This window comes from Bradyrhizobium australafricanum (assembly GCF_020329495.1).
Taxonomy (GTDB): domain Bacteria; phylum Pseudomonadota; class Alphaproteobacteria; order Rhizobiales; family Xanthobacteraceae; genus Bradyrhizobium; species Bradyrhizobium australafricanum.
This window is the reverse complement of record NZ_JAGKJL010000030.1, coordinates 36,723-58,088: the sequence shown is the minus strand read 5'-3', so window position 1 is coordinate 58,088 and position 21,366 is coordinate 36,723. Positions and strand designations below refer to the sequence as shown.

The following is a 21,366-nucleotide window of genomic DNA, read 5'->3' as shown; positions in this document are numbered from 1 at the left end:
GAAACCCATGGTGGATGGCCTCCAACCCCGGCGCTTCGGAGCAGGGCAACAGTCTGTAAAACCTGCGCATTCGAGCCGCAGGCTGTTCATGGCGTTCGAGTTCGTAACGGCCAGCCAATGGCGTTCGATCCTGTTCCTGACGCTGACCTGCCTGGTGCTGTTCCTGCCGGGCTTCTTCACCATCCCGCCGGTCGACCGTGACGAGGTCCGCTTTGCCCAGGCGACCAAGCAGATGGTCGAGAGCGGCGATTTCGTCGACATCCGCTTCCAGGACGATGTCCGTTACAAGAAACCGGTTGGCATCTACTGGATGCAGGCGGCGGCGCTGAAGACCGTCTCCGCGCTCGGGGTGCCGCGCGCCCAGGTCCGCATCTGGGTCTACCGCCTGCCGTCCCTGATCGGCGCCATCGGCGCCGTTTTGCTGACCTATTGGACGGCGCTGGCCTTCGTGACGCGGCAGGGGGCGGTGCTGGCCGCCCTGATGATGGCAAGCTGCGTGTTGCTCGGGGTCGAAGCGCGGCTCGCCAAGACCGACGCGATGCTACTGCTGACCGTCACCGCGGCGATGGGCGCGATGGCGCGAGTCTATCTGTCGTGGCAGCGCGGCGAGGATCCCGCACACCCGTCATGGGGTCCGCCCGCGGTCTTCTGGACGGCACTGGCGGTCGGCATCCTGCTCAAGGGGCCGCTGATCCTGATGTTCGTCGGCCTTGCGATGGCGGGGCTTGCGATTCTCGACCGATCGGCGGCCTGGTTCTGGCGCATGCGCCCGGTCTGGGGCCTGATGTGGACCCTGGTGCTGGTGCTGCCGTGGTTCGTGCTGATCTTCCTGCGCGCCGGCGAGACCTTCTTTGCCGACTCGGTCGGCGGCGACATGCTGAGCAAGCTCGGTGCGCAGGAATCCCACGGTGCGCCCCCTGGAGTCTATCTGCTGCTGTTCTGGATCACGTTCTGGCCCGGTGCGCCGCTCGCCGGCATGGCGGCGCCTGCGGTCTGGCGGGCGCGGCGCGAGCCCGGTGCGCAGTTCCTGCTGGCCTGGCTGATCCCGTCCTGGATCGTGTTCGAGGCCGTGCTGACCAAGCTGCCGCATTACGTGCTGCCGCTTTATCCGGCGATCGCGATCCTGACCGTCGGCGCGCTGGAGCGGCGCGTGCTGTCGCGCTCGCCCTGGCTGTTGCGGGGCGCCGCCTGGTGGTTCGCGATCCCCGCATTCGGTGCCGTGCTGGTGATCGTCGGCGCCATCAAGGCGATCCATCAGCCGGTGTTTCCGGCCTGGCCGTTGTTCGCCGTTGCGATGGTGTTCGGCCTGATCGCGTGGTGGTTGTTCGAGGACAGCCGCGCCGAGCGCTCGCTGCTCAATGCGGTGATTGCCGCGGCGCTGATGGCAGCCGGCACCTATGGTGTGGTGCTGCCGCGGCTTACCACCGTATTTCCGAGCCAGGAGGTCGCACGCGCCTTGCGCAACGTGACCTGCGTCGGCCCGAAGGCGGCAGCCGCCGGCTTCCACGAGCCGAGCCTCGTCTTCATGACCGATACCTCGACGCTTCTCACCGACGGATCGGGCGCCGCGGATTTCCTCGGGCAGGGCTCCTGCCGCTTCGCGCTGGTCGAACAGCGCTCGGAGCGCGCCTTCGTGCAGCGCGCCGAGGCGATCGGCCTGCGCTACAACGCGCCGGTGCGCGTCGAGGGCTACAACATCTCGCAGGGCAAGGCGGTCTCGATCGCGATCTTCCGTTCCGAAGGGACGGAATGACATGCCGGCGCTTCCAGCCACCCCGGAATCCGCCAATTATTTCGGACGATTGCTGACACTGGTTTGGCTGTCCTTTGCCCAGCTCGTGCGGGCACCGTCGCATTCGCGCCGCGCCGAGGCGGCGCGCCGCTCCGCGCGCCACGGACTTTTGCTCGTCGTCATCGTCGGCGGCGTGATCATCACGCTGATGTATGCGTTCGATGTCACCGAGATCAGTCTGATGCCGCCACGCGGCACGCCGGGTCTGTGGTGGGTGAAGACGCTCACCGATTTCGGCAAGGACGAGTATGTGCTGTGCGCGCTTGGCCTGCTGCTGATCGCGGTCGCGCTGGCGGCGCCTGCGCTGCGCGGCGTGCCGCGCGCCACCTTGCTTGGCTTCGGGACAAGGCTGCAATACCTGTTTCTGTCGGTCGTGCTCTCGGTCGCTGTCGGTGAATTGATCAAGTGGATCGTCGGCCGCGGGCGGCCCTTTGTCGGCGGCAAGGCCAATGCCTTCAACTTCCAGCATTTCGCCGGCACCGAGGCCTATTCGAGCTTTCCGTCGGGACATTCGATTACGGCGTTCGCACTTGCCTTTGCGGTGTCCGCGGTGTGGCCGGGCGCGCGGTTCGCGATGCTGGTCTATGCGCTGGTCATCGCCGCGACCCGGCTCGTGCTGCTGGCGCATCATCCGAGCGACGTGGTGGCCGGTGCGCTGGTCGGGGTGATCGGCGCAATGGTCGTGCGCTACTGGTTCGCCGCCCGCCGCCTTGGTTTTGCCATTCATCGCGACGGCACTGTGGTGGCGCTGTCAGGACCGTCGGACGGGCGTCTCAAAAGGGTTGCGAGGAGCGCCTTCGCCCCATAAAAGCGGTCGCCCGACGGTCGGATCGGGCTGGTTCCATCGCCGACAACACCAACCACGAGTGCCGATTTGCCTGCTCCCGACCAGACGCCGGTCGCCGTTTCCATCGTCGTGCCTGTGCGCAACGAGGCGGACAATATCGCGCCGCTGATCGCCGAGATCGCGGCCGCGCTCGACGGACGCTGGGCCTACGAGATCATCTACATCAATGACGGCTCGACGGATGCCACCGGCGAGCGGCTCAGCGCGATCATGGCCGAGCGGCCCAATCTCCGGCAGCTCCGCCACGCGGTCTCGTCGGGCCAGTCGGCGGCCGTGCGCAGCGGCGTGCGCGCGGCACGCGGCGCGATCGTGGCGACGCTCGACGGTGACGGGCAGAACAATCCCGCCTTCCTGCCGGACCTGATCGCGGCGGTCGAGAGCGGCAACGGCCGCGTCGGCCTCGCCGCGGGCCAGCGCGTCGGCCGCAAGGACACCGGCTTCAAGAAGCTGCAATCGCGCATCGCCAACACGGTGCGCGGCATCATCCTGCGCGACGGCACCCGCGACACCGGATGCGGCCTGAAGGCGTTTCCGCGCGAGGTGTTTCTGGCGATGCCTTACTTCGACGGGCTGCATCGTTTTCTTCCGGCGCTGGTCCGCCGCGAGGGGTTGGCGATTGCCTATGTCGACGTCGTCGATCGGCCGCGCCATTCCGGCGTGTCGAACTATGGATTCTTCGACCGGCTCTGGATCGGGATTATGGATCTCTGTGGCGTGTGGTGGCTGATCCGCCGCAAGAAGCCGACGCCGGTCGTCACTGAAGTGGTCGCTGAGGTGCCCGATGTCGCTGGCGTGCCAGGCGTGACCGAGGTGAAGTGATGCTGATTCAGTACGGTCAGGCGCTGAGCGCCTATCTCTACGACGTGTTCATCGCCAAGTTCGACTTCTGGCTGGCGTTCGGCCTGATCGCGCAACTGTTCTTCACCGCGCGCTTCCTCGTGCAGTGGATTTCCAGCGAACGCGCCGGCCAGAGCGTGGTGCCGATGGCGTTCTGGTTCTTTTCGATGGGTGGCGGCCTGATGACGCTGATCTACGGGCTTGCCAAGCGCGAGCCCGTCATCATCATCGGGCAGGGGCTGGCCACGCTGATCTACATCCGCAACATCATGCTGATCGTGAAGAACCGCGGCCGCGGGTCGAAGACGCTCGATAGCTGATTGCCGTCATCGTCGGAGCGGCGAGCGGTAGGCCTTGTTCGGGAATCTCGATAGATTCCAGCATCGGGCTCAGCCCGGCATCAATTGCGACCGAATCTGAACCAAGGTCAAACATTCGCCCCAAGCCGCATGGCATCTACGGCTTGCCGTGGGCGTGGCGGCATCTCGAGACCGTGCCCCAGGGGATGAGGGGCGTTGATGACCAGCCGTGACGAAGCGACGAAAGCGGGTGGTTATCTATCGAGCGTCCGCGATATTCCGTCGCTTGACGAGCCACCGCTGACCGGCGAGCGCAAATTGCCTGACCGGCGCGCCGTCAGCCTCCGCTGGATGGCGGGGACGATTCTGATCGGATCCGCCGCCGTCGCTCTTCTTGCCGGCGCGCTTCGCGGGGCGTTTGGCGATCACGCGCGATTCGCAGCCGCGCCGGTCGTGTCACTTCCGCGCTTCGCAGGGCAGGTAGTTGACGAGGCGCGACGCGGCGATCGTCTCGACCGGAGGCTCGGCCCGCAGGGCAATTCCGCTGCGCTCAAGATTGAGCAGCTGAGCGATGCCGGCGCGGTCCGTCGATTTACCCGCGTGTCAGCGCGGCTCGCGGAGATCGATCTCGAACCACACCAGGAAGCGCGGGGAGACGAAAAGGACGACGCGCGACCGGGCTCGCGACGCGACCTGCTGTCGGAGTTGCCGGCCATCATACGGACGGGTCCATCGCGGCGCCCACTGCCGGGCGGCACCAGCGCCTATGCTGACGGTGAAGACGTGCCGCATCATCCGCCGGCTCCGATCGGTGAGGCTGTCAACGTCACCAATTTTCCGAAGTCGCCTTCGTCGTCGCGTCACCGTCGACATGTCATTATCGCGAGAAGCGGCGACACGCTGTCCGCCATTCTGCGGGCGCTGGCGGCCGCCGCGGAGGACGCGCCGGCGATCCTGGCCGCTTTCCCGTCGCCTAGTGCTCTGGAGACGCTGTCCGGTGGCGAGAAAATCACGGTCGTCGAACAAGGCGAAGACTCCGGTTCGCCGCGCGGCCATGTTGCGAAGGTGTCGATCGAACGGGCCGGCTCCGATGTTTCGGCCGTCGGTCGCACCGATGGCGGCCAATACCAGCCGATCGTGCCGGAACAGCCCGACATCGCCGTGCGGAGCGACAGCCCGCTGCGTGAGTCGATCGATACGCATTCCGTTCCAGGCGAAACGCTGCGTGACGGCCTTGACGCGCTCGCGCGCTCCAACCACGTCGACCAGGGGATCGTTGCTGAACTGATGCGGCTCTGTGGCCGCGATTTCGACCTCGACGAGCCGCTCGGCGACGCCGATGTGGCTGAGATCATCTACGCGCCGAACGACATCGGTCAGCCGGAGTTGGTCTTCATCGATTTGACGGCGGGCGGACAGACCCGCAGGTACTATCGCTTCACGGCGCCGGACGATGGCAGCTCCGATTTCTATGATGAGACCGGCCAGTCCATCACCAAATTCCTGTTGCGCAAGCCGGTGGTGAGCGGGCGGCTCGGCGATGGCTTTGGTTGGCGGATTCATCCGATCCTTGGCGACCGCCGTTTCCATGAGGGCGTCGATTATGCGGCGCCCTATGGGTCGCCCATCGCGGCCGCGGGCGCCGGCGTCGTCGAGACCGAAGGGTACGAACGCGGGTACGGGAAATATATCCGCGTGCGGCACGACCGCGGCTATGAGACGACCTATGCCCACGTCGCGAACTTCCCGCCCGGGCTGAAGATCGGAGACCGCGTTCGTCAGGGCGAGACGATCGCCTTTGTCGGATCGACCGGGCTCTCGACCGGACCGCACCTCTATTACGAGGTGCGGATCAACGGCCGCAACGTCGATCCGCTTCGGATGAAGCTGTCGGGCGGCCGGCTGCTGCAAGGCGATCTGCTCGGGGCTTTCGATCGCCAGCGTGACAGCATCGACCAACTGGCCTCCGTCTCCGCGCTTCCGCAGCGGCGTTTCGGCTCCGAACATCGGCCGCCGACATAGCGAGCGTAGATCGCATCACGCCATGCCGGCGCGGCGGGCCTTGCCGGGGTCAGGAACCCGGAGAGCTCGAAGGCACGGGCGCCGCAACCTCGGTCGCTTCCATGGTGGTGCTCTCGCGATCGGCGGCGGTCTCGCCGGCGGCATCGAGCACGGGATAGGCGACCGAGCAGATGTGCGAATGGATGCGGCGAAGGTCGCGCAGCACGTCGAGATGCAGCGAAGTGGTCTCGATGGTTTCGGGCCGGCCTTCGCGCAGGCGCTCCAGATGGCGCTCGACGGCGGCCAATTCGGCCGCGCGCAGCGCCGCCTTCTCGGTGAGCAGCTTGCGCGCCTCGTTGGCATCACCCGACATGAACACGCCGAACGCGATCCGCAGCGAGTCGATCGTGCGCTTGTGGAATGCCGACAATTCCTCGGCGCCTTCGCTGGAGAATTGCAGGCGATGCTTGATCTTCTTGGTCGCGAGCTCGCTCAGGTTCTTGTCGATGATGTCGCCGATATGCTCGAGATTGATCGCGAACGCGACGATCTCCATCGCGCGCTGACCCTCGCGCTCGTCCAGGCTGCCGCGGGTGAGTTTCGTGACGTAAAGCTTGATTGCCTCGTTCAGCCGGTCGACGGTGTTGTCCATCTTCGACACCTGGTCGACCAGGGCGCGATCGTTGGTCAGCATCGCCGCCATCACCTTGCGCAGCATGGCCTCGGTGTGATCGCCCATATGCAGCACCTCGCGCGCCGCATCGGCCAGCGCCAGTGAAGGCGTCTCCAGCGCGCTCTCGTCGAGATAGCGCGGCCGTGATGGATCGGTCTCCTGCGCTCGCTTCGGCAGCAAACGCTCAAGCAGCCGCGCCATGTGGTCGAGCACGCCGATGAACAGCAGCGCGGTCGCAACGTTGAAGGCGATGTGGAACAGCGCAGTCGCCTTGGCGAGATCGGGCTGCCAGGCGTAGATGATCTCGGTGATCGGGCGCAGGAACGGCGCCACCAGCAGGATGCCGATGACGCGGTTGACGAGGTTGCCGACCGGCAGCCGGTAGCTCGCCGGATTGTCGCGCCGCGCGCCCTCCAGCAACGGATTGATGGCGCTGCCGAGGTTGGCGCCGAGCACCAGCGCAAATGCGGCATAGGGCGAGATGAACTGGGAAAAGGCCAGCGACATCACCAGCAGCACGCTGGCGACACTGGAATGGACCAGCCAGGTGACGACGGCGCCGATCAGGATGCAGAGCACGGGATCGCTGGTGATCGCGCCCAGGAACACGCGCACGCCCGGAGCATTCTCGGCGGGCGCCATCGTATCGAGCAGGATGTGCAGCGCCAGCAGCATCAGGCCGAGGCCGATCGAGACGCGGCCGAGATCCTTGATCCGGGAGCGCGGCCCGCTGCGGAACGCGACGAGGCCGACAATGAACAGAACCGGCGCGATGGCGGCGACGTTGAACGACAGCACCTGCACGATCAGCGTGGTGCCGATATTGGCGCCGAGCATGATCGCAAGCGCCGGCACCAGGCTGACGATCTCTTCGGCGGCGAAGGAACTGGTGATCAGGGCAGTCGCGGTCGAACTCTGGAGCAGGGCGGTCAGGCCGAGACCGGCGCCAAGGGCGGTAAAGCGATTGCGCAGCGCCCGGGCGAGCAGCAACCGCAAATCCGGCCCGAAGGCGCGCAGAATCCCGCTATGGACCATGTGCAGGCCCCACAGCAGGAGCGCCACGCCCCCCATCAGATCGAGCAGAACAATGCTTCCCATGCTTCCTGGCATCCCGGCGAATTCGAGTCGAATGAACATAGGTATCGTCTATCGACTGGCGATCAACCCCTTTTTGTTCTCATGCGACCACGGCGGGAACGACGCAGGCTATCGAGTGAGGCGGCCCATCAGGGAGACCTCATTCGACCTGCAGCACATATCATTCAACTATTCAATCTTTGATTGATCAAGCTCGTGTCTCCCGGCGAGGGCGCCCCCCGGTAAACGAATCTCGAACGCGACCGCTCAATTGCGATGGGTTCCGCTAGGCAGTTTCCAATCTTTCCCCGCTATGACGATAGGCCAGGAAGTTGCCCAGAAAGGCTTGGGGATCAGAATGTTTATGAATCGCCGCAAGAGCGAACGCCGCCCGTGCCGGAGCGTCGCCAAAATTCAGCTGGGCACAGGGTCGCTGCCACGCGACTGCATGATCACCGATATTTCGGCCGGCGGCGTCAAGGTGATCGCCGAATATCTGGAGATCCCGCCGGAATTCACCATCATCCTTTCGACCGGCAGTCCGCGTCAGTGCCGGCTGGCCTGGCAAATCGGGCACGAGTTCGGCGCCCAGTTCGTCGATTGAATCTGCCATTTGGCTGCTGTCTCGCCAGGCGTCCGGCACCGCATCTGGGCCGGATGACGGCGACATGATGGCATCCTTAACCGGACCTTAGGGTTAAGCTGTGAGCATCCCGGAACCTTCGCCGTTCCGAGTCTCGCTTTATGTTTGAGAAATTCCCCCGACCCTCAGGCCGCGCGCGCCGTCTCGCGGGCACGGTAGTATCTGCCGCGATCCTGCTGATCGGGTTGTCTGCCTGTCAAACGTCCGGCCCGTCTGACATCACCGGCTCATTGGGCGACACGGCGGAGGCCACGCCGGCGCCGGCCGATCCGCGGCGCGACATCGCGACCTACCACGAGCGCGTCCGCGCCAACCCGAAAGACACCGACGCCGCGCTGAAATACGCCCGGGCGTTGCGCGCCACCGGCCAGCGGGCCCAGGCGGTCGCCGTCATGGAGCAGGCGGTGCTGGCGCAGCCCAGCAACAAGGCGCTGCTCGCGGGCTACGGACGGGCGCTCGCCGACAACGGCAATTTCCAGCAGGCATTCGACGTGCTCGGGCGCGCGCATACCCCGGAAGATCCGGACTGGCGCATCCTGTCGGCGCAGGGCGCCGTGCTCGACCAGCTCGACCGCCACGACGAAGCGCGGCAGTATTATGCGAGCGCGCTGAAGATCGTGCCTGACGATCCGTCAGTGCTCTCCAATATCGGGCTGTCCTACCTGCTGTCGAAGGACCTGCCGAAGGCCGAGGAGACGCTGCGCCGCGCGCGAGAGCGCGCCTCCGGCGACATGCGGGTGCGGACCAATCTCGCCGTCGTGGTTGGCCTGCAGGGCCGCCAGTCCGAGGCGGAAACCATCATGAAGGCCGATTTGCCGGCGGAGCAGGGCTCAGCCAACGTCGCCGCGCTGAAGCGGTTGTTGGCGCGCAGGGATGCGAGCCGCACCGACGCCGAGAAGATCCCGGTCGCAGCCAGTCGCCGCGACTAGTGCGCTACCGGGACACTAGCCGGCGGCCCGGCGCCCGTCGTTTCGGCGCGACTGCAGCTTCTTGAGGATCGGCGACAGGAATGACTCGCGGGCTTCGGCGAGGTCGGGCCGGCCGGTGAGGCGCTGCGCGATCTGCAGAAAAGTCCTTGTGGTGCGGTGACGCGCGGAGACTTCCGCGATCATCTGGCCATTGTTGGCGGCTTCACCGAACAGCCTGCAGTCGAACGGGATCGCCGCGATCGGCTGGCTCTCGATCGTCTTGGCGAAATCCTTGACCTCGATCTCGGGGCGCTTCGACATGCCGACCTGGTTCAGGCAGTAGAGCGGCGGACGGTCGTTCGGACGCGCGGTCCTCAACAGGTTCATCATGTTCTTGGTGTTGCGCATGTTGGCGAGGTCGGGCTCGGCCACGATCAGGATATCGTCGGCACCGACCAGCACGCGTTTGGTCCAGGCGGTCCATTGATGCGGCACGTCGAGCACGATGCAGGACGTCGTCATGCGCATCGTATCGAAGATCGCATCGAACGCCTCGGCGCCGAAATCGTAGACCTGGTCGAGGGTGGCCGGCGCCGCCAGCAGGCTGAGATGATCGCCGCACTTTGCGAGCAGGCGTTCCATGAAGGCAGAGTCCGGACGTTCGGGCGAGAACACGGCGTTGGCGATGCCCTGCACCGGGTCCTGATTATAGTCCAGCCCGGCGGTACCGAAGGCGAGGTCGAGATCGACGACGACCGAGTCCAGCCCGAGGTCGCGTGCGATGGTCCAGGCGACATTGTGGGCAATGGTCGAGGCGCCGACGCCGCCCTTGGCGCCCGCGACCGCGATCAGGCGGCCGACCGAGACCGCTTCGGAGGCCGAGAACAGGCTGCAGATCGAGCGCACGATGTCGAGCACCTTGACCGGCCCGATGACGTAGTCGTTGACGCCGCGCCGGACCAATTCGCGATACGGTGCGGTCTCGCCGGGCCTGCCGAGCACCACGACGCGGGTGCCGGGATCGCAGACCGTGGCGAGCTCGTCGAGACCGGCCAGGAAATCATGATCCGGCTCGGTCTCCAGCATGATGACATTGGGCGTCGGCGCCTTGTGGTAGGCGTCGATCGCCGCGGCGATGCCGCCCATATGGACCGAGAGATGAGCCTTGGCGAGCCGGCGGTCGTCGGCAGCCGCGCGTGCGTTCGCGGCGGTCGCGACGCTGGCGCAGAACGCCTGCACGGAAATCCGCGGCGCCGGCGCGATGTAATCGTTGGCGTGCTGCGGCTCGTCTTGCTGTTCGGTCATTTCGCGGCGTCGCTCAACTTGGCTTTCTCGGCTTCGGGGTAGGCGGTCGCGGTCGACTCACCCTTGCGGTATTTATCGAACGCGATCGTACGGCGCGGCGTATAGGCTGCGGTCTCGGTTCGCGGCTGTTCGAGGTCGGATGGATTGGCGACCATGGCTGCAAGGTTGCGCTGCGTGGCGCAGCCGAAATTGTCGTACTGCTTGTTCTCGTTGTAGCTCGGATTGTAGATCGAGGGACCGAGGTCGGCCGGCCACACTCCGCAGGGACCGGCGACGGCGGCCATCTTCGGATAGCTCAGCCGAATGGTCGGAAGCGCGCGCGGATCGTCGAGATGATAGGAGCGCCTGGTGATGGCATGGGCGGGCACGCCCATCGACGCCAGCAGGCCGCGGATCTCCTGATACACCGCCTGTGCCGAGCGCGCGTTCGAGCTGTCGGCCGGCACGTCGATCGCGATCGCACCGGTGCCTTCGCGGCGCCAGGTGCGCGCTAGCCCCATGACGTCGTCGCGCTGCGTTTCGGTGAGGTTGCCGCGCGCGCGGCCGACGAAGACGACGATCGATTGCTCGCCTTCGGTGACGGCGATCGGATGCCGCTGCCGGTAGTCGTCGGGCACCGTGCCGGTGACAACATCGCCCGTCAGATTGCAGCCGCCGAGTGCGATCGCGCTGACGACGAGGGCGCCGAACAGCGACAGCGTCCTGGCACGACCGGCTTGTGTGTTGCGTGTCATCATAGGATCCCCCAACCCCTTCAGGTCCGCGCCTCAGTCGATGATGAAGCCGAAATTGACCGGCGTGGCGCCGATCGGCTCGCTGCGGGCGGCGACGCCGTAGATGCGATTGACGCGCGCCAGCAGTGCCGACTGCGCGTCGGAAGCCGGGGCAAATCCGTCGTCGGGACGGGACAGCTCCTTCTGCGCAACGGCGCGCACCACGTAGGGCGTCACGATGACCATGAGCTCGGTCTCGTTGTTGACGAAGTCCTGGCTCCGGAAGAGCTGGCCGAGGATCGGGATCTGATCGACGCCGGGCATGCCGTTGATGGCCTGCTTGGTCTGCTCCTGGATCAACCCGGCCATCGCGATCGAGCCGCCGGAGGGTACTTCCAGCGTGGTGTCGGCGCGGCGGGTCTTGATCGAGGGAATGGTCGTGCCGTTCTGGCCGCCGGTCAGGGCGTTCTCCATCGAGACTTCGGAGACCTCGGTCATCACCTTCAGGCTGATCCGTCCCTCGGTCAGCACCACCGGCGTGAAGTTGAGCGAGATGCCGAACTTCTTGAAGCTGACGGTCTGCACGCAATTGCCGATCGTGCCCGACGTCGTCGTCTGGCAGGTGACGCCGGTCGGAATCGGAAACTCGCCGCCCGAAATGAAGGTCGCCGACTCGCCGGAGATCGCGGTGAGGTTGGGCTCGGCCAGCGTCTTGACCACGCCCGCGCTCTCCATCGCGCGCAGCGTCGCGGTGACGGTCGGCACGCCGAGCTTGTTCAGGGCTGCGCCCGTCAGCCCGTTGTTGGGGGCGAGCGCACCGTTATTGGCGGTGAAGGCGTTGGCGTTGTTGAAGACCACCGCGGCGGTGCCGTAGTTCATGTTGGCGCTGAGGTCGACGCCGAGCTGCTTGACGACGTCCCGGCGGACTTCGGCGACAGTGACTTTCAGCATCACCTGGTCGCGGCCGCGGACCACGATGGAATTGACGACCTTGTCGGCGCTGCCGACCAGTTTGGCGGCGATGTCGCCGGCCTGCTGGGCCTCGACCGGGCTTGCCACCGTGCCGGTCAGGACGACGCTGTCGCCGACGCCCTCGATCTGGACGCCGGGCAGCATCTGCTTCAGCGCGGCGCGCATTCCGTTAAGGTCGCGCTTGATCGCGATGTCGTAGGAGGCGACCTGGTTGCCGTCGGCGTCGAAGAACACCACATTGGTCTGGCCGACCGCCGCGCCGATGATATAGGCGCGCTGCGCCGAGCGGATCACGGCGTTGGCGATCTTGGGATCGGCGACCAGAACGTCCTTGGCCTCGCGCGGCAGGTCGACCACGACCGACTTGCCAACGCCGAGCGAGACGGAGCGCGTCTTGGCGGCGATGCTGCTGGTCACCGCGACATCCGCGTTCTTGTCGGGATCGGTCGCGCTGGCAAGGGCAGGGATCAGCATCAGCGCAGTGATCGCCGACAATGACAGCGCGCGGACCAGCGTGGTCGACGTCGCCATTTGTTTCGCACCCGTCGTCATATCGAAGCCCCCATCACTTCTGTGTCGTCAGAGAGCTCGGGATGCCGAAACGCACCACCTTGATGCTCTCGCCCCGCTTCGGGGCATGGTCTCTGGTCTCGTCGATCTGCTCGTTGACGTCGGCGATGCTGCGCAGCGCCAGCGCCAGCGTTCCGCTCTGCCGGGCGCGCGCCAGCGTCTCGGCCTGTTCGGGCTTGAGCTCGAGGGTCACGGTCTTGCCGACGAGGGAGTTGTTGCCGTCCTTCTCCTTCGGCGCCTGGTCGATCGCCAGCACGCGGACGTTGGACAGCAGGATTTCAGTGGTGACGATATCGCGGCCGCCTTGCTGGTCGGGATTTTTGTCGCGACGCGACAGGATCACATCGACGCGGTCGTTCGGCAGAATAAAGCCGCCGGCGCCGGTCTCCGGCGAGATTTCGGTGGAGATCGCGCGCATGCCGGAGGGCAGGATCGCGGCCATGAAGCCGCTTCCATTGGCCTTGACCAGCTTTTGCTCGCGGATCGGTTCGCCGACGATGAAGGGCGCGCGTGCGATCGAACCGATGACGTCGTTCATGGCATTGGCGTTGGCGTCGTGACGGATGAACGCGCTGCTTGCAGTTTCAGCCGGCCAGCGCTGCCACTGGATGTCTTCGGCCTTGACCGATTGACCGAGCCCGATGTCGGACTTTGCGACCAGCACTTCGACGGTCGGCAGTTGCGCGACGGGCGGCGCGACCGGCGCCGGTTTGCGATCGCCAACGCTCGCGAGATACATGGCCGCGAGGCCTGCGACGCCGGCGATGCCGAGGACCACGATGCGTGCCGTTTTCATGCGATTGTCTGAATGCCCTTCACACAGGGCAATCGCGTCCTTGCGGCACTGACAGCCCTTCCCGAGGCATCACTACGGCCGCAAAAGTATAAGGGAACTTGATGGAAGGTCCGGACAATTAAGGGATTGGCGGGGATGGTGAACGGCGGGTTATCGGCGCCGTTGCATCTCCGCAGAATCCCGGGGATCGCGCGTGCTTAAGACGTACGACGTTGGTCGCAACGCGGCGTCAGCGCCGGTGGAGCGTGGTTAATGTCGTCTAACGTGGCAGGGCGCGAGGATCAGAGCGCGGCCTTCAACGCCGCAAATCCACGGTCGAGATCGGCCTTGAGGTCGTCGAGATTCTCGAGCCCGATATGCAGCCGCAGCGTCGGCCCGCCCGGCGACCATTTGGTCGCGGTGCGATAGTCGCTGCAGTCGAACGGGATCGCGAGGCTTTCGAAGCCGCCCCAGGAAAAGCCCATGCCGAACAGGGTGAGCGCGTTCAGCATTGCATCGACCGCGGTCTGCGGCACCGGCTTCAGCACGATGCTGAACAACCCGGAGGCGCCCGTGAAGTCGCGTTTCCAGATCGCGTGCCCGGGATCGGTGTCGAGCGCAGGGTGCAGCACGCGATCGACCTCGGGCCGCGCGCCGAGCCAGCGCGCGATCTCGAGTCCGGAGCGGTGGTGCTGCGCAAGCCGCACCGATAGCGTGCGAACCCCGCGCAGCGCGAGATAGACGTCGTCGGGGCCGGCGCAGACGCCGAGCAGGCGGATCGCCTCCTGGATCAGCGGCCAGGCTTTCGCATTGGCTGCGATGGTGCCGAACATGATGTCGGAGTGGCCGCCGATATATTTGGTGCCGGCCTGCATGCTGATGTCGACGCCCTGTTCGAGCGAGCGGTGATAGAGCGGCGTCGCCCAGGTGTTGTCGTCGATCATGAGCGCGCCGCAGGCGTGCGCCACGGCCGATATCGCCCGCACGTCCGGCATCTCGAACGTCTGCGAGCCGGGCGCTTCGATCAGCACGGCGCGGGTGTTCGGCTTGAACAGCGTCTCGATGCCGGCGCCGATCAGCGGATCGAAATAGCTGGTCTCGATGCCGTAGCGCTTGAGCATGTTGTCGCAGAAATTGCGGGTCGGCCGATAGGCATTGTCGCATACCAGGAGGTGATCGCCGGTTTTGAGTACGGCGAGCAGCGTGGTGCTGATCGCCGCCAGTCCCGACGGGGCGAGGCCGACGCCGGCGCATTGCGGGCCTTCCAGCGCCATCAGCACGTCCTGCAGCGCCCGCGTGGTCGGGCTGCCATGGCGGCCATAGGTAAATTCGGCGCGATGGGCGTGGAGGTCCTCCGCGGTCGGATAGAGCACGGTCGAGCCGTGAAACACCGGCGGATTGACAAAGCCCTTCTGGGCCTTGGTGTCGCGGCCGGCCGTGACCAGGCGGGTGGCGGCCTGTTGCGGGTGGGAGGGCGTGGAGCCGTCGGAGGAGGTCATGGAGCGCTGCCGTTAAACTTTAGACTTTTTGCCGCAGCCGTACCGCGTCGGGAAGACGGGGCCGGGCCGGGAGGTGTTACTAACAAGAGGTAGAAGACATGCGTCAACCCCTTGACCCGGCTCGTCAGTCGCTATGTGATGCGGCGCAACTACCAGTCGCCGCACGTTGAGGGGCCTGCCGCGACCTACGATCCGTTGCCTGACCGGTTTGCAGGTCAAACTGCCGGTCAAATCGGCATTTTTGCTGCAAGGGATCATTGGGATGGCCCGTGAACGCGAGGCGATCGCAATGCAAACGTCCACCGGACGACCCTGAAAGGCCCCGCCCATGAAACGCGTATCCCTGGCTGTCACCCTTGCCGCTGCCGCCGCCCTGTCGGTCCAGGCTGCCTCGGCGCAAACCCTCAAGACGGTCAAGGACCGAGGCCAGCTGTCCTGCGGCGTCAGCGGCGGCCTGCCGGGCTTCTCGTCGCCGGACGACAAGGGGAACTGGACCGGCATCGACGTCGACATCTGCCGCGGCATCGCGGCGGCGATCTTCGACGATCCGTCCAAGGTCAAGTTCGTGCCCCTGTCGGCCAAGGACCGCTTCACCGCGCTGCAGTCGGGCGAGATCGACGTGCTGTCGCGCAACACCACCTGGACGCTGTCGCGCGATACCTCGCTCGGCGCCAACTTCACCGGCGTGACCTATTATGACGGGCAGGGCTTTTTGGTGAAGAAGTCGCTGAAGGTGAACTCGGCGCTGGAGCTGAACAGCGCGTCGGTCTGCGTGCAGACCGGCACCACGACCGAGCAGAACCTCGCCGACTACTTCAAGGGCAACAACATGAAGTACGAGGTGATCGCGTTCGCCGGCGCCGACGAGACCGTGAAGGCCTACGAGACCGGCCGTTGCGACGTGTTCACCTCCGACGTGTCCCAGCTCTATGCGCAGCGGCTGAAGCTCGCCAACCCGGCCGACCACGTCGTGCTGCCCGAGATCATCTCCAAGGAGCCGCTCGGCCCGATGGTTCGCCATGGCGACGACCAGTGGTTCGACATCGTGAAGTGGGCGCTGTTCGCCCAGATCAATGCCGAGGAACTCGGCGTCACCCAGAAGAACGTCGACGAGATGGCCAAGTCGGACAAGCCCGACCTCAAGCGCGCCTTCGGCACCGACGGCAATCTCGGTGAGCAGCTCGGCCTGACCAAGGACTGGTTCTCCCGCATCATCAAGGCCGTCGGCAATTACGGCGAGATGTACGATCGCAACGTCGGCGCCGGATCGAAGCTGCAGATCGCACGCGGGCTCAACAATCTCTGGAATAAGGGCGGCATCCAGTACGCGCCTCCGATCCGCTGATTGGCGACGAGGCGGCTGCGGCGATGACGACCGAGCCCCGAAAACCACCGCCGCAGTTCATCTTCCGCCTGAAGCGCGTGCTCGGCGGCCAGTCCGGCTGGACTGGCCTTGCCGTGCAGATCGTGTTCGCGGCGGTGTTGGCCTGGGTAGCCTATGAGATCGTGGCCAATGCCCGCGCCAACCTGGAGACGCAGCGCATTGCCTCCGGGTTCGGGTTTCTCAAGAACAATGCGGGATTTGATGTCAGCCTGAACCTGATCCCGTATTCGGGGTCGGACACCTATACGCGGGTGTTCTTCGTCGGCCTGCTCAACACGCTGCTGGTTGCGGGCATTGGCATCGTCTTCGCCACCATCATCGGCTTCATCATTGCGCTGTGCCGGCTGTCGCCGAACTGGCTGCTGGCGCGGTTCGGCGAGATCTATGTCGAGATCGTGCGCAATCTGCCGCTGCTGTTCCAGCTGTTGTTCTGGTACCTCGCGGTGCTGGCGGCGCTGCCGGGGCCGCGCCAGAGCATCTCGCTGTTCAACGCTTTTTTCCTCTCCAATCGTGGGCTGGTGATTCCGCGGCCGATCGGCGAGCCCGGACTTGATCCGTTTCTGATCGCGCTTGCGATCGGCATCGCAGGCGCGCTGGCGCTGCGCGGCTACGCAAGGCGGGCGCTGTTTCAACGCGGGCAGGCGATCCGTATCTGGCCCTATGTGCTTGGCCTGCTGGCCGGATTGCCGCTGGTGACGATGCTGGTGTTCGGGCTGCCGGTGACCTTCGAGCTGCCGCAACTCAAGGGCTTCAACTTCGCCGGCGGTGCGCGGGTGATTCCGGAGCTGGTTGCGCTGGTGGTCGCGCTGTCGACCTATACGGCGGCCTTCATCGCCGAGATCGTCCGCGCCGGCATTCTGTCGGTCCATAAGGGACAGATGGAAGCCGGCTCGTCGCTCGGCCTGTCGCGCGGCACCACCTTGCGGCTGATCGTCGTGCCGCAGGCGATGCGCGTCATCGTTCCGCCGCTGACCAACCAGTACCTCAACTTGACCAAGAATTCGTCGCTGGCGGTCGCGATCGGCTATCCCGACCTGGTCTCGGTATTCGCCGGCACGACGCTGAGCCAGACCGGCCAGGCGATCGAGATCATCGCCATCACCATGGGCGTGTACCTCCTGATCTCGCTGGTCACCAGCGCGATCATGAGCGTCTATGGCTGGCGCATCAACCGGAGCCTTGGGGCATGACCGACGTCACCGCGTCATCCTTTGTCCGGCAAGACCTGGTGCCCGAACGCCGGGCGCCGGTGAAGACCACCGGCCTCGTCGGCTTCATCCGCACGCGACTCTTGAATTCGCCGACCAACATCCTGCTGACGATCCTGGCGCTGGGGCTGCTCTGGTACACGATCGTACCCGCGTTCAAGTTCCTGCTGGTCGATGCGGTCTGGAGCGGCAAGGACCGCAATGCATGCCTCGCCGAGACCGCCGGCCGTCAGGTCGGCGCCTGCTGGCCCTATATCCAGGCCAAGCTCACCCAGCTGATCTACGGCTTCTATCCGGAAGCCGAACGCTGGCGCGTCAACCTGACCTTCGTCCTCGCGGCCGTCCTGTTGCTGCCACTCCTTATTCCGCGCCTGCCGGCGAAGGGCCTGAATGCGAGCCTGTTCTTCTTCGCGTTCCCGGCGGTCGCCTTTTTCCTGCTGCGCGGCGGCGGACTAGCCGGTTTCGGCGTCAGCTGGGTCGCGAGCCTGTTGCAGCTGTTCGACGACAGCGTCGTCAATGCCGGCCAGGCGCTGGTCAATCTCAGCCGGAGTTCGGCGATCGGGCCGCTGCTGTGGGCCGTCGGCAACATCATCGTACTCGCCGGCAGCCTGATCGGCTGGCTGATCTTTCCGCTGACCTGGCTGCGCGAGCAGCTCCGGATGTCGGACCAGCCGCTGTGGTTCGACTTCCTGCTGACCGCGGCGATCGTCTCGCTGATCCTGTTTTTCCTCGGCGGCGGCATGCGAACCGGACAACGCGCGCTGCTCGGGAGCCTCGCGAGCTTTGCCGGCATCGCGATCGTGATCAAGCTGATGGGGCTCGACCGCGGCGGACTGCCCATCGTCGACACCAGGCTGTGGGGCGGCCTCCTGGTGACGCTGGTGGTGTCGGTCACCGGCATCGTCACCTCGATGCCGATCGGGATCGCGCTGGCGCTGGGCCGCCGCTCGACCATTCCGCTGATCCGGATCTTCTCGATCGCCTTCATCGAGTTCTGGCGCGGCGTGCCGCTGATCACCGTGCTGTTCTTCGCAACCTATATGCTGCCGCTGTTCCTGCCGGGCAACTTCAACGTTGACGGGCTGGTTCGCGCGCTGATCGGCATCGCGCTGTTTGCCGGCGCCTACCAGGCCGAGGTGGTGCGCGGCGGCCTTGCCGCGATCCCGCGCGGGCAGGGCGAGGCGGCGAGCGCGCTCGGCCTGTCCTGGTGGAAGACCACGTCGCTGATCGTGATGCCGCAGGCGCTGCGCCACGTGATTCCGGGTCTCGTCAACAGCTTCATCGCGCTGTTCAAGGACACGTCGCTGGTTTCGATTGTCGCGTTGTTCGACCTCTTGGGGTCGTTGCATGCGACGTTCTCCGATCCGACCTGGTCGACGCCGACGACGGCCTTTACCGGCTTCGCCTTCGCTGGAATGATCTACTTCGTGTTCTGCTTTGGAATGTCGCGCTACTCGCTGTTCGTCGAAAACCGGCTCAACGCTCACCGCCGCCACTGAACAAGGTCACCATGTCCACAACCCCGATCGTCAACATTTCCGCTCTCAACAAATGGTACGGCGACTTCCACGTGCTGCGCGACATCAACCTGGAGGTCGGCAAGGGGGAGCGCATCGTGATCTGCGGCCCGTCCGGTTCGGGCAAGTCGACCCTGATCCGCTGCATCAACGCGCTGGAGGAGTTCCAGGAGGGCGAGATCGTGGTCGACGGCATCGACCTCGGCCCGAACCTTCGCCGTGTCGACGAAGTCCGCCGCGAGGTCGGCATGGTGTTCCAGAGCTTCAACCTGTTCCCGCATCTCACCGTGCTCGACAACTGCACGCTGGCGCCGATCTGGGTGCGCAACATCCCGAAGAAGGATGCCGAGGCCACTGCAATGAAGTTCCTCGAGCGGGTCAAGATCCCGCATCAGGCCAACAAGTTTCCCGGCCAGATGTCGGGCGGTCAGCAGCAGCGCGTTGCGATCGCCCGCGCGCTGACCATGAACCCGAAGGTGATGCTGTTCGACGAGCCGACTTCGGCGCTCGACCCGGAGATGGTAAAGGAAGTGCTCGACACCATGGTCGATCTTGCCAGGGAGGGCATGACCATGCTGGTCGTGACCCATGAAATGGGCTTTGCCCGCGAGGTCGCCAACCGCGTCGTCTTCATGGACGCGGGCCAGATCATCGAATCGAACACGCCGCAGGAATTCTTCGCCAACCCGCAGCATGCGCGGTCGAAGCTGTTCCTGAGCCAGATTCTGCGGTGATTTCTGCCGTCATTGCGAGCCACCCGGTCGGCGCAAAGCGCCGCCGGATGACAGACACCGCGAAGCAATCCAATCTTGCGCATCGGAAGCATGGATTGCTTCGTCTCAATAGCTCCTCGCAATGACGTCTGCGGGACGCCATTCGCTCCCTAGAGCGTTTTCGAGCGAAGTGGATACCGGTTCGCGTGAAGAAAACGCGTCAAAACAAGAATCTAGAGCCCCGTTCCGATTCCATCGGAACGGGAAAAGCTCTAGACCAGCGGCAGCTCGATCTTGCTGCGCTTTTCCAGCCATTCCGGGACCGGCAGGTTCTTCGAGCGCATGAAGGCCGGGTTGAATAGCTTGGACTGATAGCGGTTGCCGGAGTCGCAGAGGATGGTGACGATGGTCTTGCCGGGGCCGAGCTGCTTGGCGAGCTGGATCGCGCCCGCGATGTTGACGCCGGTCGAGCCGCCGAGGCACAGGCCTTCGTGCTCCAAAAGCTCATAGATGATGGTCACCGCTTCCTCGTCGGAGATCAGGAACGCAGTGTCGACCTTCGCCGTCTCGACCACAGGCGTGACGCGTCCAAGCCCGATGCCTTCCGTGATCGAATCGCCCGGCGTCGATTTGACCTGCCCATTCTTGAACAGTTCGTACATCCCGAAGCCGTGCGGATCGGCACAGGCGGTGACGACGGCCGGGTTCTTTTCCTTCAGGTAGCGGCTGATGCCGGCAAGCGTGCCGCCGGTGCCGACCGAGCAGATGAAGCCGTCGACCTTGCCGTCGGTCTGCTGCCAGATTTCCGGTCCGGTCGAGTCGTAATGCGCCTTGGGATTGTCAAGGTTGTTCCACTGGTCGGCAAACAGCACGCCGTTCGGTTCGGTCTTGCGCAGCTGCTCGGCGAGACGCCTGCCGAGATGCTGATAGTTGTTCGGATTGGCGAAGGGCAGCGCAGGCGCCTCGACCAGCTCGGCACCGCACAACCGCAGCATGTCCTTCTTTTCCTGGCTCTGCGTCTCCGGAATGACGATCAGGGTGCGGTAGCCGCGCGCACTCGCTACGACAGCAAGCCCGATCCCGGTATTGCCCGCGGTCGACTCCACCACAAGGCCGCCGGGCTTCAGCGTGCCGCGCCTCTCGGCCTCCAGGATCATCCATTTGCCGGCACGATCCTTCACCGACTGGCCCGGGTTCATGAATTCGGCCTTGCCGAGAATGGTGCAGCCGGTCAGTTCGGACGCGCGTTTCAGCTTGATGAGGGGGGTGTTGCCGATCGCTTCGATGACGTCTTTGTTGAATATCATGTCGGGGAATTTCTTTGCCGGGCTGTATCTTGCTTGGCGAACCTAGTGTGCTGATCGAAAAAGGGAAGGGCTTTTGCACTGCGGCAAAAGGCGGGTCCAACACGCTTGACGTCGCACGCGCGGATGCCACGAGCTTGGGGAGAACGCCGTTTTACGGCGGTCGGGTCGGCCAGCAGAATCCTCCTGTGGTCCGCGGTTTCGCGTGAGTTGCGCGCTCTCGGCCAATCAAAACCTGACGGTGCGGTGCGTGGTGGCGCGAGTCTGGCGCCGCGCCGGCACATCTTGCGGATCAAATGCAACAGGAGCCGAGAAATCCCCATGAAATC

18 protein-coding genes are annotated in these 21,366 nt (G+C 65.1%); 11 read left to right on the top strand and 7 right to left on the bottom strand.

Features of this window, described 5'->3' with window-relative positions:
* The first annotated feature begins 7 nt into the window (after window positions 1-7).
* The 5 genes from J6525_RS25135 to J6525_RS25115 all read left to right on the top strand — a co-directional run bounded on the left by J6525_RS25135 (window position 8) and on the right by J6525_RS25115 (window position 5,797).
* Window positions 8-1,753 (top strand): ArnT family glycosyltransferase, encoded by a 1,746-nt coding sequence (locus J6525_RS25135; protein WP_376708560.1) that lies wholly within the window; start codon window positions 8-10, stop codon window positions 1,751-1,753.
* A gap of 1 nt (window position 1,754) precedes the next feature.
* A complete protein-coding gene (locus J6525_RS25130) occupies window positions 1,755-2,600 on the top strand; it encodes a phosphatase PAP2 family protein (RefSeq protein WP_092083921.1) in 846 nt (281 codons plus the stop codon).
* A 66-nt stretch (window positions 2,601-2,666) separates the two neighbouring features.
* A complete protein-coding gene (locus tag J6525_RS25125; protein ID WP_092083923.1) occupies window positions 2,667-3,458 on the top strand; it encodes a glycosyltransferase family 2 protein in 792 nt (263 codons plus the stop codon).
* Window positions 3,458-3,796 carry a lipid-A-disaccharide synthase N-terminal domain-containing protein gene (locus J6525_RS25120; protein ID WP_016845896.1) on the top strand — a complete coding sequence of 113 codons (339 nt, stop codon included), beginning with the start codon at window positions 3,458-3,460 and terminating at the stop codon, window positions 3,794-3,796. The genes J6525_RS25125 and J6525_RS25120 overlap by 1 nt, the downstream gene beginning before the upstream one ends.
* A gap of 198 nt (window positions 3,797-3,994) precedes the next feature.
* On the top strand, window positions 3,995-5,797 hold the full coding sequence (locus J6525_RS25115; RefSeq protein ID WP_225646705.1) for a M23 family metallopeptidase: 1,803 nt from the start codon (window positions 3,995-3,997) through the stop codon (window positions 5,795-5,797).
* A 49-nt stretch (window positions 5,798-5,846) separates the two neighbouring features.
* Here J6525_RS25115 and J6525_RS25110 read toward each other — a convergent pair whose 3' ends face one another.
* Window positions 5,847-7,547, bottom strand: a complete 1,701-nt coding sequence (locus tag J6525_RS25110; protein WP_225646704.1) for a Na/Pi cotransporter family protein — start codon at window positions 7,545-7,547, stop codon at window positions 5,847-5,849.
* Between the two features lie 337 nt (window positions 7,548-7,884).
* Here J6525_RS25110 and J6525_RS25105 point away from each other — a divergent pair, with 337 nt between their 5' ends.
* On the top strand, window positions 7,885-8,130 hold the full coding sequence (locus tag J6525_RS25105) for a PilZ domain-containing protein (RefSeq protein WP_026192789.1): 246 nt from the start codon (window positions 7,885-7,887) through the stop codon (window positions 8,128-8,130).
* Window positions 8,131-8,270: 140 nt separating this feature from the next.
* Window positions 8,271-9,098 carry a tetratricopeptide repeat protein gene (locus J6525_RS25100; protein WP_225646703.1) on the top strand — a complete coding sequence of 276 codons (828 nt, stop codon included), beginning with the start codon at window positions 8,271-8,273 and terminating at the stop codon, window positions 9,096-9,098.
* A gap of 15 nt (window positions 9,099-9,113) precedes the next feature.
* Here J6525_RS25100 and J6525_RS25095 read toward each other — a convergent pair whose 3' ends face one another.
* From J6525_RS25095 to metC, 5 genes are all read right to left on the bottom strand, one after another.
* Window positions 9,114-10,382 (bottom strand): CpaE/TadZ family protein, encoded by a 1,269-nt coding sequence (locus tag J6525_RS25095; protein WP_225161967.1) that lies wholly within the window; start codon window positions 10,380-10,382, stop codon window positions 9,114-9,116.
* On the bottom strand, window positions 10,379-11,116 hold the full coding sequence (locus J6525_RS25090; RefSeq protein ID WP_176936961.1) for a CpaD family pilus assembly protein: 738 nt from the start codon (window positions 11,114-11,116) through the stop codon (window positions 10,379-10,381). Before J6525_RS25090 ends, J6525_RS25095 begins: the two co-directional genes overlap by 4 nt.
* Before the next feature lie 33 nt (window positions 11,117-11,149).
* Window positions 11,150-12,598: a type II and III secretion system protein family protein gene (locus J6525_RS25085; RefSeq protein ID WP_038377148.1), complete on the bottom strand. Its 1,449-nt coding sequence runs from the start codon at window positions 12,596-12,598 to the stop codon at window positions 11,150-11,152.
* 34 nt (window positions 12,599-12,632) lie between these two features.
* The gene (gene cpaB / locus J6525_RS25080; protein WP_092083935.1) at window positions 12,633-13,433 is read right to left on the bottom strand and encodes a Flp pilus assembly protein CpaB; all 801 of its coding nucleotides are present in this window, start codon (window positions 13,431-13,433) and stop codon (window positions 12,633-12,635) included.
* Between the two features lie 281 nt (window positions 13,434-13,714).
* Window positions 13,715-14,911: a cystathionine beta-lyase gene (metC, locus tag J6525_RS25075; RefSeq protein ID WP_225646702.1), complete on the bottom strand. Its 1,197-nt coding sequence runs from the start codon at window positions 14,909-14,911 to the stop codon at window positions 13,715-13,717.
* A gap of 328 nt (window positions 14,912-15,239) precedes the next feature.
* Here metC and J6525_RS25070 point away from each other — a divergent pair, with 328 nt between their 5' ends.
* Genes J6525_RS25070 through J6525_RS25055 form a run of 4 tightly spaced genes read left to right on the top strand, consistent with a single transcriptional unit; the run spans window position 15,240 to window position 19,754 of the window.
* The gene (locus tag J6525_RS25070; RefSeq protein ID WP_028331912.1) at window positions 15,240-16,256 is read left to right on the top strand and encodes an amino acid ABC transporter substrate-binding protein; all 1,017 of its coding nucleotides are present in this window, start codon (window positions 15,240-15,242) and stop codon (window positions 16,254-16,256) included.
* A 23-nt stretch (window positions 16,257-16,279) separates the two neighbouring features.
* Window positions 16,280-17,485 carry an amino acid ABC transporter permease gene (locus J6525_RS25065; RefSeq protein WP_225161970.1) on the top strand — a complete coding sequence of 402 codons (1,206 nt, stop codon included), beginning with the start codon at window positions 16,280-16,282 and terminating at the stop codon, window positions 17,483-17,485.
* Window positions 17,482-19,002 (top strand): amino acid ABC transporter permease, encoded by a 1,521-nt coding sequence (locus J6525_RS25060; RefSeq protein ID WP_225646701.1) that lies wholly within the window; start codon window positions 17,482-17,484, stop codon window positions 19,000-19,002. Before J6525_RS25065 ends, J6525_RS25060 begins: the two co-directional genes overlap by 4 nt.
* An 11-nt stretch (window positions 19,003-19,013) precedes the next feature.
* On the top strand, window positions 19,014-19,754 hold the full coding sequence (locus J6525_RS25055) for an amino acid ABC transporter ATP-binding protein (RefSeq protein WP_225161972.1): 741 nt from the start codon (window positions 19,014-19,016) through the stop codon (window positions 19,752-19,754).
* A 251-nt stretch (window positions 19,755-20,005) separates the two neighbouring features.
* On the opposite strand, the gene J6525_RS25050 is transcribed toward J6525_RS25055, so the two are convergent.
* The gene (locus tag J6525_RS25050) at window positions 20,006-21,040 is read right to left on the bottom strand and encodes a cysteine synthase A (RefSeq protein WP_057016559.1); all 1,035 of its coding nucleotides are present in this window, start codon (window positions 21,038-21,040) and stop codon (window positions 20,006-20,008) included.
* Between the last annotated feature and the right edge of the window lie 326 nt (window positions 21,041-21,366).

Coding starts and splice junctions, on each gene's coding strand:
- J6525_RS25135 (WP_376708560.1), top strand. CDS start 8: ATGGTGGATGGCCTCCAACCCCGGCGCTTCGGAGCAGGGCAACAGTCT.
- J6525_RS25130 (WP_092083921.1), top strand. CDS start 1,755: ATGCCGGCGCTTCCAGCCACCCCGGAATCCGCCAATTATTTCGGACGA.
- J6525_RS25120 (WP_016845896.1), top strand. CDS start 3,458: ATGCTGATTCAGTACGGTCAGGCGCTGAGCGCCTATCTCTACGACGTG.
- J6525_RS25115 (WP_225646705.1), top strand. CDS start 3,995: ATGACCAGCCGTGACGAAGCGACGAAAGCGGGTGGTTATCTATCGAGC.
- J6525_RS25110 (WP_225646704.1), bottom strand. CDS start 7,547: ATGGGAAGCATTGTTCTGCTCGATCTGATGGGGGGCGTGGCGCTCCTG.
- J6525_RS25105 (WP_026192789.1), top strand. CDS start 7,885: ATGTTTATGAATCGCCGCAAGAGCGAACGCCGCCCGTGCCGGAGCGTC.
- J6525_RS25100 (WP_225646703.1), top strand. CDS start 8,271: ATGTTTGAGAAATTCCCCCGACCCTCAGGCCGCGCGCGCCGTCTCGCG.
- J6525_RS25095 (WP_225161967.1), bottom strand. CDS start 10,382: ATGACCGAACAGCAAGACGAGCCGCAGCACGCCAACGATTACATCGCG.
- J6525_RS25090 (WP_176936961.1), bottom strand. CDS start 11,116: ATGACACGCAACACACAAGCCGGTCGTGCCAGGACGCTGTCGCTGTTC.
- J6525_RS25085 (WP_038377148.1), bottom strand. CDS start 12,598: ATGGCGACGTCGACCACGCTGGTCCGCGCGCTGTCATTGTCGGCGATC.
- cpaB (WP_092083935.1), bottom strand. CDS start 13,433: ATGAAAACGGCACGCATCGTGGTCCTCGGCATCGCCGGCGTCGCAGGC.
- metC (WP_225646702.1), bottom strand. CDS start 14,911: ATGACCTCCTCCGACGGCTCCACGCCCTCCCACCCGCAACAGGCCGCC.
- J6525_RS25070 (WP_028331912.1), top strand. CDS start 15,240: ATGAAACGCGTATCCCTGGCTGTCACCCTTGCCGCTGCCGCCGCCCTG.
- J6525_RS25065 (WP_225161970.1), top strand. CDS start 16,280: ATGACGACCGAGCCCCGAAAACCACCGCCGCAGTTCATCTTCCGCCTG.
- J6525_RS25060 (WP_225646701.1), top strand. CDS start 17,482: ATGACCGACGTCACCGCGTCATCCTTTGTCCGGCAAGACCTGGTGCCC.
- J6525_RS25055 (WP_225161972.1), top strand. CDS start 19,014: ATGTCCACAACCCCGATCGTCAACATTTCCGCTCTCAACAAATGGTAC.
- J6525_RS25050 (WP_057016559.1), bottom strand. CDS start 21,040: ATGATATTCAACAAAGACGTCATCGAAGCGATCGGCAACACCCCCCTC.